Below are 10,473 nucleotides of genomic sequence, written 5' to 3'. Positions count from 1 at the left end.
TCCGGGCTTTAACACAGCCCGGGCTCACTGCCTTACACTGCGCGCCTATGACCACCATCCCCGTTACCTCCATCGCCGCCGAACCCGCCGTCAGTTGCTCCACCTGCGCCGCCTGTTGCTGCCAGTTGGAGGTCATGTTGATCACCGACACCGGGGTGCCCGAGCGCTTTATCGATACCGACGATTGGGGAGGGGAAGTCATGCGCCGCCTGGATGACGGCTGGTGCGCGGCGCTGGACCGCGACAGCATGCGTTGCAGCATCTATGAGCTGCGGCCGCTGATCTGTCGCGAGTTCGAGCTGGGCGAGGCCGATTGCTTGAGCGAACGCCGGGGAATTGCCACGGCGTATCGCTGATAGTGGCCTCAGAGCGGCATCGTGTAATGCAGCGCGTAGCTTTCGATACCGTCGTTGGGGGTCTTGATGCCGGCGTTGGAGTAGTGCGTGGCGCGGATGCCGACTTCATGGCCACCGGCGAAGCGCAGGCCGAAACCGATGCGGTCTTCGAACTGGAAGGATGACCCCAGCTTGTTGTCCTCGACCTGGGTATGGGCAAAGGCCGCTACCCCGATGCCGGCCTCGATGTAGGGCTTGACGCTAGCCCCGGCGAATTCGTAGACCAGCACCGGGGAGAACGACAGGCTGTGGTTGCTGGAGGTCTTGTCGCCATCCCAATAGGTGTAGGCGCCGCTCCAGTAACCCGTGAGACGGCCGACGTCACTTTGCAGCCAGCTCTTGTCCCAATCCCATTGCATACCCAGCCGATAGGCCTGGGTCGAATCGCCAGTTTGCCCCACGGAGAACTCGACTCCGGCCGCCTGCGCGGAAAAACTGTGCCCCAACAACCCGGCCGCAAGTGCAGCCAAACACAACAGTCGCTTCATCAGGAACATCCTTTTCGAACGGTTTTATATGGTGTTGTACAACCCTGTGGATAGGCTATAGAAGCCAGCGCGCATTCAGAAGTTCAGCGCCAGCGAAGGGATTTTTCACGATTTTTTCACAACTGCAAAGACAGGACTTCAGCAGATTCTTTCCACAACAGAGGCAGCACCCGGGCAAAGTGCGGGACATCGCCACTGGTCCAGAAACAGGTTTCCCGGGCTGGCCCCTGGGCGCGCAGATCGCCTTCGTCGAGCAGCCGCTGCAATTGCCGGGCAACCGCGGCGCCGGTATCGATCAGGCTAATGGGCCCGGGCAGCATCTGCGCCAGCAGCGGCTTGAGAAACGGATAATGGGTGCAGCCCAGGATAATGGTGTCGCAGCCGGCAGCCAGCAGAGGCTCGAGGTAGCCGTGCAACAGTTGGCGCAGAGCGGCACTGTGCAAGTCGCCATTCTCGATCATCTCCACCAGCCCCGGGCAGGGCTGCGTGACGACCTTCACATCAGTGGCGAAACGGTCGAGCAAGGCGGCGAACTTGGCACTCTGCAAGGTGCCGGTGGTGGCCAGCACCCCGACCACGCCGCTGCGGGTCGCGGCCGCCGCCGGCTTGACCGCAGGCTCCATGCCAACGATGGGCCAGTCCGGATAATCGCGGCGCAAGTCGGCAACTCCGGCCACGGTGGCGGTATTGCAGGCCAGGACCAGGGCCTTGGCGCCCTGTTCACGAAAGAACCGGGCCATCAGGCTGCAACGCTGGCGAATGAACTCCGGGGTCTTTTCGCCATAGGGAATATGCCCGCAGTCGCCGAAGTACAGCAGCGACTCGTGGGGCAGCAACTGTTGTATTTCCGCCAGCACCGAGAGGCCGCCGACGCCGGAGTCGAACACCCCGATCGGCGCTTCACTCACGATGGGTACCACAGACGCTGCACCCCGGATCGCGCTTGACCCGCAACTCGCGAAAGCGCGTGCCCAGGGCATCGATCAACAACAACCGGCCCACCAGCGGCTCGCCAAACCCGGCCAGCAGTTTCAGGGCTTCCAGGGCCTGCAGGCTGCCCACGGTGCCCACCAGCGGGCCGAGCACCCCGGCTTCGCTGCAGGTCAGTTCGGCTTCGCTGCCATGCCCATATAGACAGTGGTAGCAAGGGCTTTCCGGGCGCCGCGGGTCGAAGACCGACAATTGCCCTTCCAGGCGGATCGCCGCACCGCTGACCAGGGGCTTGCCGGCCGCCACGCAAGCGGCGTTCACCGCCTCGCGGGTACTGAAGTTGTCGGAGCAATCGAGCACCAGGTCCACCGCCGCCACGGCAGCGGCCAGGGTATCGACATCCAGCGCCTGGCGATGGGGCACCAGGCGGACCTCCGGGTTGAGGGCAGACAGGCGATTGATGGCCGAGTCCACCTTACTGACCCCGACGCTGTGGCTGTCGTGGATGATCTGCCGTTGCAGGTTGGTCAGGTCCACGCTGTCGAAGTCGGCCAGGTGCAGCTCACCAACCCCCGCCGCCGCCAGGTACAAGGCTGCGGGAGCACCGAGACCGCCGAGGCCGACGATCAGCACGCGGCTTTCCTTGAGGCGCAGCTGGCCGTCGATATCGACATGCTGCAACAGAATCTGTCGGCTATAGCGCAACAGCTCCTGGTCGGTCAGCACGGCCGGCACCCGAGGCTGATGCGCTCGTGCCCACCGAGGTCGACCCGGCTGTGGACCTCGATGAAACCCTGGGCAGCCAGCAACTCGCGGACCGCCGCGGCCTGATCGTAACCGTGCTCCAGCATCAGCCAGCCACCGGCCTCCAGGTGCTGCGGAGCCTGGGTGACGATCAGGCGCAGGTCGTCCAGGCCATCCTTGCCCGCCACCAGGGCGCTTTCCGGCTCGAAACGCACATCGCCGGCCACCAGATGGGGGTCGGCTTCGGCAATGTAGGGCGGGTTGCTGATGATCAGATCAAAGCGCCGGGACTCAATGGAGCTGAACCAGTGGCTGCTGAGCACGCAGACGTTGTCCAGTTGCAGGCGCTGGCGGTTGCGTTCGGCCAGGGCCACGGCTTCCAGTACCCGGTCCACCGCCGTGACCTGCCAGGCCGGGCGCTCGCTGGCCAGGGCCAGGGCGATGGCACCACTGCCGGTGCCCAGGTCAAGGACCGTGGCTGGGGTCGCGGGCAACAGTTCCAGCGCCGCTTCCACCAGTAGTTCGGTGTCGGGGCGCGGGATCAGGGTGTGGGGCGCCACCTCCAGGTCGAGCTTCCAGAAGCCCTGCTGGCCAAGGATATAGGCCACCGGCTCGCCGGAGCGGCGTCGCTGCAGGTAGTCGGTGAACACCAGGGCCGCCTCGCTGGGCACGATGCGCTCCGGCCAGGTGTGGAGAAAGCTGCGGGGCTTGCCCAGGGCCGCGGCCAGGAGCAGCTCGGCATCCAGGCGCGGGGTCGGCGAGTCGGGCAGTTGGGCTGCGCGCAGCAAGCTGGCGATGATGGTCATTTACTCACCCAATGCCGCAAGTTGATCGGCCTGATATTCAGCCAGCAACGGCTCGATGACGGCTTCCACGCCCCCGGCGAGGATTTCGTCCAGGGAATACAGGGTCAGGTTGATGCGGTGATCGGTGACCCGGCCCTGGGGGAAGTTGTAAGTGCGGATGCGCTCGGAACGGTCCCCCGAGCCCACCAGCAACTTGCGCTCGCTGGCAATGGCATTGGCCGCGGCACTGGTCTGCTGGTCGTTGAGCTTGGCCGACAGCCAGGACATGGCCCGCGCCCGGTTCTTGTGCTGGGAACGCTCTTCCTGGCACTCAACCACGATCCCCGAAGGGATGTGGGTGATGCGGATCGCCGAGTCGGTCTTGTTCACGTGCTGGCCACCGGCGCCGGAGGAGCGATAGGTGTCGATGCGCAGGTCCGCCGGGTTGATCTCGATGGCTTCCTGTTCATCCGGCTCGGGCAGTACTGCCACGGTGCAGGCCGAAGTGTGGATGCGGCCCTGTGATTCGGTGGCCGGCACTCGCTGCACGCGGTGCGCGCCGGATTCGAACTTCAGCTTGCCGTAGACGCTCTCGCCTTCGACCCGGGCAATGACTTCCTTGTAGCCGCCGTGCTCACCCTCGTTTTCCGAGAGGATCTCCAGCCGCCAGCCACGCCGCTCGGCGTAACGGGAATACATGCGGAACAGGTCGCCGGAGAAGATCGCCGCCTCGTCGCCGCCGGTGCCGGCACGGATTTCCAGGAACACGTTGCGTCCGTCGTTGGGATCCTTGGGCAGCAGCATGCGCTGCAGGCTGCTTTCCAGTTCGGCCAGTTGTTCCTTGGCCTCGCGCACTTCCTCGGCGGCCATTTCCCGCAGGTCCGGGTCGTTGTCCTTGAGCAGCGCCTGGGCGCCTTCAAGGTCCGCCTGGACCTTGAGCACCTGTTTATAAGTAGCCACGATCGGCTCGACTTCCGCGTATTCCTTGGAGTAGGCGCGGAACTTGGCCTGATCGGAAATGACCTCAGCATCGCCGAGCAAGGCGGTCAGTTCCTCGAAACGATCCTGGAGAATGTCCAGCTTACTGAGCAGTGACGCTTTCATTACGGGGTTTTATCCGATGAGCCCTCACCGAGGGCAAAGAGTTCTTGGGCCATGGCCAGCGCATCGAGGCGGCCTTCGGCGGAGAGCTTTTTCAACTGCACGCTCGGCGCGTGCAACAGTTTATTGGTCAGGCCGCGGGCCAACTGGGCCAGCACGTCCTCGGCGCCGCTGCCGTTGGCCAGCATGCGCAGGGCTTTCTGCAGTTCTTCATCGCGCAGGCGTTCGCTCTGCTGACGATAGGCCTTGAGCACATCCACCGCCGCCAGTTCCCGCAGGCGCACCATGAAATCCTCGGCGCCGATGTTCACCAGTTCCTCGGCGGCCTGGGCCGCGCCCTGGCGGCTCTTGAGGTTTTCTGCCACCACTTCGTGCAAGTCGTCGACGGTATAGAGGTAAACGTCGTCCAACTCGCCGACTTCTGGCTCGATATCCCGGGGAACGGCGATGTCCACCATGAAAATCGGCTTGTGCTTGCGCAGCTTCAAGGCACTTTCCACTGCGCCCTTGCCGAGGATCGGCAACTGGCTGGCGGTGGAACTGATGACGATGTCGCTGTGCACCAGTTCCTGGGGAATATCCGAGAGCAGCACGGCGTGGGCACCGAATTGCTCCGCCAGGAGGCTGGCGCGCTCCAGGGTACGGTTGGCCACCACGATACGCTTGACTCCCAGGTCGTGCAGGTGCCGGGCCACCAGGGTGATGGTCTCCCCGGCGCCGATCAGCAGGGCCTGGCTGCGTTGCAGGTCGCTGAAAATCTGTTTCGCCAGGCTCACCGCGGCGAAAGCCACGGACACCGGGTTCTCACCGATGGCGGTGTCGGTGCGCACCTGCTTGGCGGCGCTGAATGTGGCCTGGAACAGCCGGCCCAGCAGCGGCCCGACGGTGCCGGCCTCGCGGGCCACGGCGTAGGCGGACTTCATCTGCCCGAGAATCTGCGGCTCGCCCAGCACCAGCGAATCCAGCCCCGACGCCACCCGCATCATGTGACGAACTGCCGCATCGTCCTCATGCACGTAGGCACTGGCGCGCAGCTCGTCTAGGCTCAAATGGTGATATTCCGCCAGCCAGCGCAGCACCACATCCGCAGAAAGATGATCCTGTTCTATATAGAGCTCACTGCGATTGCAGGTGGAGAGGATCGCAGCTTCGCGGCTGTCGGTGAGTCGGCAGAGCTGCTGCAAGGCCTCAACCAACTGCTCAGGGGTAAAGGCCACGCGCTCGCGGACGTCTACAGAAGCAGTCTTATGGTTAATACCGAGTGCAAGGAAGGCCATTCAAGGTCGCTGATGATGTCGAGAAGCCGGCAATTGTCCTACTTCGCCCGACTCAGAACAACTACCGCCGACTATTGTCCTAGTTTTGTGCCAAAACTCGCCGAGCGAAGATCAGGCAAGGCGAAAACAGGCGAGGAAGCGGAGTTTAGGAGCCTAAATGAGCATTCCGAGCCTGTTTCTGCGTAGCGCCAAGGCCGCCCAGCGCGCAGCATGGTCGAAGCGCAGGCAGTTTTCGCGCAGAAACTAATAGACTGCCTCTGTTCTGGCATCCCGTTGAGTCTCGGTTATGTTTGGCCGAAGGCTTGTGTCATGATGATCCGACCGCAGGTTAGTCGCCCTCTTCCTATATGAATAGATCTTCCGCGTTGCTCCTCGCCTTTGTCTTCCTCAGCGGTTGCCAATCTCTGGCACCCGTTTCATCGGACGCTACGTCGCCGGTGGAAGACAGCACCTCCGCCCCTGAAAAGCCCAAGGTCTATTCCTCGTTCAGCGAAGACACCGTCTTCAGCCTGCTGAGCGCTGAACTCGCGGGCCAGCGCAATCGTTTCGACATTGCCCTGGACAACTACGTGACCCAGGCCATCAACACCCAGGATCCGGGCATCTCCGAGCGGGCCTTTCGCATCGCCGAATACCTGGGCGCCGACCAGGCTGCCCTGGACACGTCGCTGATCTGGGCGAAAAACGCCCCCGACGACCTGGAAGCGCAGCGAGCCGCCGCGATCCAGCTGGCCCGGGCCGGGCGCTATGACGACTCGATGGTCTATATGGAGAAGGTCCTGCAAGGCAAGGGCGATACCCACTTCGACTTTCTTGCCCTGTCCGCAGCCGATACCGACCAGGACACGCGCAACGGCCTGATGAAAAGCTTCGACCGCCTGCTGCAGAAACACCCGCACAACAGCCAGTTGATTTTCGGCAAGGCCTTGCTCATGCAACAGGACGGCGACGCCAAGGAAGCCCTGGCCCTGCTGGAACAGAACCCACCGGAAGACGGTGAAGTTGCGCCATTGCTGCTGCGCGCCCGCCTGCTGCAAAGCCTGAACCGGGGTAAAGAAGCCCTGCCGCTGCTGGAAAAAAGCATCCGCAAGTACCCGGACGACAAGCGCCTGCGCCTGACCTACGCCCGCATGCTGGTGGAGCAGGACCGCATGGAGGATGCCAAGACCCAGTTCTCCAGTCTGGTCCAGCAATATCCGGAAGATGACGAACTGCGCTATTCCCTGGCACTCGTCTGCCTGGAGGCCAAGGCCTGGGAAGAAGCCAAGGGCTACCTGGAAGACCTGATTGCCCGTGAAAGCCACGAAGACTCCGCGCACCTGAACCTGGGCCGGATCGCCGAAGAACTCAACGACCCGCAAGGGGCCTTGATCGAATACGGCCAGGTCGGCCCGGGCAATGACTACCTGCCCGCACAGTTGCGCCAGGCCGATATCCTGATGAACAACGGCCGCACCGACGAGGCGCAAAAACGCCTGGTGGCGGCCCGCGACGCCCAACCCGACTACGCCATCCAGCTGTACCTGATCGAAGTCGAGACCCTGTCGGCGAACAACCAGGGCGAGCGCGCCTGGAAAGTCATCCAGCAGGCCCTGCAGCAATACCCCGACGACATGAACCTGCTGTACACCCGCGCCATGCAGGCGGAAAAACGCAATGACCTGGCGCAGATGGAAAAGGATCTGCGCCTGATCATCCAGCGCGAACCGGACAATGCCATGGCATTGAACGCCCTGGGCTACACCTTGTCTGACCGCACTACACGCTATGCCGAAGCCAAGACCCTGATCGAGCAAGCCCACCAGCTGACTCCGGAAGACCCGGCCGTCCTCGACAGCCTGGGCTGGGTGAATTTCCGCCTGGGCAACCTGGACGAAGCCGAACGCCTGCTGCGCCAGGCCCTGGAACGCTTCCCCGATCAGGAAGTGGCGGCGCACCTGGGTGAAGTGCTGTGGAACAACGGCAAGCAGCGCGAGGCCAAGCAGATCTGGAGCAAGTTCCTCAAGGATCAGCCCGACAGCCCCGTGCTACGCGGCACCATCAAACGCCTGACCGGATCAGAGACTCTTTAAGACCATGTTTTTGCGCCACTTTATCGTTTTCAGCTTTATCGCCCTGCTGGCCGGCTGCGCCGGCTTCGGTGCCCGCGAGTCCGTCCAGGGCCAGGGCAACCCTGCGCAATGGCGCTTGCACAAGGATCAACTGACCGGCCTCGACGGCTGGCAGATCAACGGCAAGATCGGCATTCGTGCCCCCAAGGATTCCGGCAGCGGCACGCTGTTCTGGCTGCAACGCCAGGACTACTACGACATCCGCCTGTCAGGCCCGCTGGGCCGTGGCGCCGCACGACTCACCGGTCGTCCCGGCCAGGTCAGCCTGGAAGTGGCCAACCAGGGTCGCTATGAATCCGCAAGCCCGGAAACCCTGCTGGAAGAACAGCTGGGCTGGAAGCTGCCGGTCTCGCACCTGGCCTGGTGGGTTCGCGGCCTGCCCGCGCCCGACAGCAAAAGCCGCCTGACCCTGGACGGCGACAGCCATCTGGCGAGCCTGGAGCAAGATGGCTGGCAGGTGGAATACAGCAGCTACTCGCAGCAGAACGGCTATTGGCTGCCCGAGCGGATCAAACTGCACGGCAGCGACCTTGACGTCACCCTGGTGATCAAGGAATGGCTGCCGCGCAAGCTGGGGCAATGAAATGTCCGTGGAAAAACTGACCCTGCCCTCCCCGGCCAAACTCAATCTGATGCTGCACATCCTCGGTCGCCGTGAAGATGGCTATCACGAGCTGCAGACCCTGTTCCAGTTTCTCGACTACGGCGATGAAATCACTTTCGCCCTGCGCGATGACGGCGTGATTCGCCTGCACACCGCGTTCGAAGGCGTGCCCCACGACAGCAACCTGATCGTCAAGGCGGCGAAGAAACTCCAGGAACAATCGGGCTGCACCCAGGGCGTCGACATCTGGATCGACAAGATCCTGCCCATGGGCGGCGGCATCGGCGGCGGCAGTTCGAATGCCGCCACCACCCTGCTGGGCCTCAATCACTTGTGGCAACTGGGCTGGGACGAAGACCGACTGGCCGCACTGGGGCTGACCCTGGGCGCCGATGTTCCGGTTTTCGTCCGCGGGCATGCTGCCTTCGCCGAAGGTGTGGGGGAAAAACTGACCCCTGAATATCCCGAAGAACCCTGGTATCTGGTACTGGTCCCGCAAGTGTCTGTTAGTACAGCAGAAATTTTTTCCGATCCTTTGTTGACACGGAACACCGCGCCCATTAAAGTGCGCCCCGTTCCCAAGGGAAACAGCAGAAACGACTGCCTTCCGGTAGTCGCAAGGCGTTATCCAGAAGTACGTAACGCATTGAATTTGCTAGGTAAATTTACCGAAGCAAAACTGACTGGAACTGGAAGTTGTGTGTTTGGGGGCTTCCCAAGCAAAGCTGAAGCTGATAAAGTCTCGGCCCTTCTTACAGAGACCCTTACAGGGTTTGTAGCCAAAGGAAGCAACGTTTCGATGTTGCATCGCAAGCTGCAAAGTCTGCTCTAAAGGAACCGAGTGCCAGGCATTCGAAGCAACAGATACAGGGGCGTCGCCAAGCGGTAAGGCAGCAGGTTTTGATCCTGCCATGCGTTGGTTCGAATCCAGCCGCCCCTGCCATTTTCCTATACTCATCCAGGTATACCCTCAGCCTTCAGGTACTGCGCGTGTCCAAGATGATGGTCTTTACGGGGAACGCTAACCCCGATCTGGCTCGGCGTGTCGTACGTCAGCTGCATATCCCTCTCGGTGACATCTCTGTTGGAAAATTTTCCGACGGCGAAATTACTGCCGAGATCAATGAAAATGTCCGCGGTAAAGACGTCTTCATTATTCAGCCGACTTGCGCTCCGACCAACGATAACCTGATGGAACTCGTGGTGATGGCCGACGCCTTCCGCCGTTCCTCAGCTACTCGTATCACTGCTGTTATTCCTTATTTTGGTTATGCCCGTCAGGATCGCCGTCCGCGTTCCGCACGTGTGGCTATCAGCGCGAAAGTCGTCGCTGACATGCTCACCGTAGTCGGCATCGACCGTGTTCTCACGGTTGATCTGCATGCTGACCAGATTCAGGGCTTCTTCGATATTCCGGTAGATAACATCTACGGCTCCCCGGTTCTGGTGGATGACATCGAAGATCAGCGTTTCGAAAACCTGATGATCGTGTCCCCGGACATTGGCGGCGTCGTGCGTGCACGTGCCGTGGCCAAGTCCCTGGGCGTTGATCTCGGGATCATCGACAAGCGTCGTGAGAAAGCCAATCACTCCGAAGTGATGCATATCATCGGCGACGTCGAAGGACGCACCTGCATTCTGGTCGATGACATGGTCGATACCGCCGGCACCCTGTGCCACGCGGCCAAGGCCCTGAAAGAGCATGGCGCAGCCAAGGTCTTTGCCTACTGCACACACCCTGTGCTGTCGGGTCGGGCCATCGAGAACATTGAAAATTCCGTGCTGGACGAGCTGGTGGTGACCAACACCATCCCGCTGTCCGCTGCAGCACAAGCCTGTGCGCGTATCCGTCAACTGGATATCGCACCGGTAGTTGCCGAGGCGGTTCGCCGTATCAGCAACGAAGAATCGATCAGCGCGATGTTCCGCTAGGGCCCGTCCCTGGCAGAACATCCCGATGACGAAAAGCGCCCCGTCCCAACCTGTGTTGGGACGGGGCTTTTTTGCCCATATCGCCTTTAGCGCTGGTCGCAAACGC

Annotated in this window: 11 protein-coding genes and 1 tRNA gene; 6 read left to right on the top strand and 6 right to left on the bottom strand. The window is 62.0% G+C overall.

Annotated features, from left to right (window positions below; all coding sequences use genetic code 11):
• Positions 1 to 47: 47 nt before the first annotated feature.
• Positions 48 to 356, top strand: coding sequence for a YkgJ family cysteine cluster protein (locus ACUXVH_RS12020; protein ID WP_011063401.1), 309 nt, complete (start codon positions 48 to 50; stop codon positions 354 to 356).
• 8 nt (positions 357 to 364) lie between these two features.
• On the opposite strand, the gene ACUXVH_RS12015 is transcribed toward ACUXVH_RS12020, so the two are convergent.
• From ACUXVH_RS12015 to hemA, 6 genes are all read right to left on the bottom strand, one after another.
• Complete coding sequence (locus ACUXVH_RS12015) at positions 365 to 883, bottom strand: acyloxyacyl hydrolase (protein WP_015636972.1); 519 nt, start codon at positions 881 to 883, stop codon at positions 365 to 367.
• A 116-nt stretch (positions 884 to 999) separates the two neighbouring features.
• Positions 1,000 to 1,791 (bottom strand): glutamate racemase, encoded by a 792-nt coding sequence (murI, locus tag ACUXVH_RS12010; protein WP_065365193.1) that lies wholly within the window; start codon positions 1,789 to 1,791, stop codon positions 1,000 to 1,002.
• The gene (locus ACUXVH_RS12005) at positions 1,784 to 2,539 is read right to left on the bottom strand and encodes a molybdopterin-synthase adenylyltransferase MoeB (protein ID WP_011063404.1); all 756 of its coding nucleotides are present in this window, start codon (positions 2,537 to 2,539) and stop codon (positions 1,784 to 1,786) included. Before ACUXVH_RS12005 ends, murI begins: the two co-directional genes overlap by 8 nt.
• Positions 2,533 to 3,363, bottom strand: a complete 831-nt coding sequence (gene prmC, locus ACUXVH_RS12000; RefSeq protein WP_065365192.1) for a peptide chain release factor N(5)-glutamine methyltransferase — start codon at positions 3,361 to 3,363, stop codon at positions 2,533 to 2,535. The genes ACUXVH_RS12005 and prmC overlap by 7 nt, the downstream gene beginning before the upstream one ends.
• Positions 3,364 to 4,446 carry a peptide chain release factor 1 gene (gene prfA / locus ACUXVH_RS11995; protein WP_011063406.1) on the bottom strand — a complete coding sequence of 361 codons (1,083 nt, stop codon included), beginning with the start codon at positions 4,444 to 4,446 and terminating at the stop codon, positions 3,364 to 3,366.
• Positions 4,446 to 5,720, bottom strand: coding sequence for a glutamyl-tRNA reductase (gene hemA / locus ACUXVH_RS11990; RefSeq protein WP_011063407.1), 1,275 nt, complete (start codon positions 5,718 to 5,720; stop codon positions 4,446 to 4,448). Before hemA ends, prfA begins: the two co-directional genes overlap by 1 nt.
• Positions 5,721 to 6,067: 347 nt before the next feature.
• Here hemA and ACUXVH_RS11985 point away from each other — a divergent pair, with 347 nt between their 5' ends.
• From ACUXVH_RS11985 to ACUXVH_RS11965, 5 genes are all read left to right on the top strand, one after another.
• Positions 6,068 to 7,792 carry a tetratricopeptide repeat protein gene (locus ACUXVH_RS11985; protein ID WP_011063408.1) on the top strand — a complete coding sequence of 575 codons (1,725 nt, stop codon included), beginning with the start codon at positions 6,068 to 6,070 and terminating at the stop codon, positions 7,790 to 7,792.
• A 4-nt stretch (positions 7,793 to 7,796) separates the two neighbouring features.
• The gene (gene lolB / locus ACUXVH_RS11980; RefSeq protein ID WP_019095037.1) at positions 7,797 to 8,414 is read left to right on the top strand and encodes a lipoprotein insertase outer membrane protein LolB; all 618 of its coding nucleotides are present in this window, start codon (positions 7,797 to 7,799) and stop codon (positions 8,412 to 8,414) included.
• A gap of 1 nt (position 8,415) precedes the next feature.
• The gene (gene ispE, locus ACUXVH_RS11975) at positions 8,416 to 9,267 is read left to right on the top strand and encodes a 4-(cytidine 5'-diphospho)-2-C-methyl-D-erythritol kinase (RefSeq protein WP_065365191.1); all 852 of its coding nucleotides are present in this window, start codon (positions 8,416 to 8,418) and stop codon (positions 9,265 to 9,267) included.
• A 36-nt stretch (positions 9,268 to 9,303) separates the two neighbouring features.
• Positions 9,304 to 9,378, top strand: a tRNA-Gln gene (locus ACUXVH_RS11970).
• Positions 9,379 to 9,425: 47 nt separating this feature from the next.
• A complete protein-coding gene (locus ACUXVH_RS11965) occupies positions 9,426 to 10,367 on the top strand; it encodes a ribose-phosphate pyrophosphokinase (RefSeq protein WP_003171603.1) in 942 nt (313 codons plus the stop codon).
• The last annotated feature ends 106 nt before the right edge of the window (positions 10,368 to 10,473 follow it).

The sequence above is a fragment of the Pseudomonas sp. 8(2025) genome (assembly GCF_052665325.1).
The sequence above is the reverse complement of the archived record's forward strand: the minus strand, read 5'-3'. Positions and strand labels throughout refer to the sequence as shown.

Bases quoted from the DNA above. Each gene is read 5' to 3' on its own strand.
- ACUXVH_RS12020 (WP_011063401.1), top strand. From the start codon at position 48: ATGACCACCATCCCCGTTACCTCCATCGCCGCCGAACCCGCCGTCAGT.
- ACUXVH_RS12015 (WP_015636972.1), bottom strand. From the start codon at position 883: ATGAAGCGACTGTTGTGTTTGGCTGCACTTGCGGCCGGGTTGTTGGGG.
- prmC (WP_065365192.1), bottom strand. From the start codon at position 3,363: ATGACCATCATCGCCAGCTTGCTGCGCGCAGCCCAACTGCCCGACTCG.
- prfA (WP_011063406.1), bottom strand. From the start codon at position 4,446: ATGAAAGCGTCACTGCTCAGTAAGCTGGACATTCTCCAGGATCGTTTC.
- hemA (WP_011063407.1), bottom strand. From the start codon at position 5,720: ATGGCCTTCCTTGCACTCGGTATTAACCATAAGACTGCTTCTGTAGAC.
- ACUXVH_RS11985 (WP_011063408.1), top strand. From the start codon at position 6,068: ATGAATAGATCTTCCGCGTTGCTCCTCGCCTTTGTCTTCCTCAGCGGT.
- lolB (WP_019095037.1), top strand. From the start codon at position 7,797: ATGTTTTTGCGCCACTTTATCGTTTTCAGCTTTATCGCCCTGCTGGCC.
- ispE (WP_065365191.1), top strand. From the start codon at position 8,416: ATGTCCGTGGAAAAACTGACCCTGCCCTCCCCGGCCAAACTCAATCTG.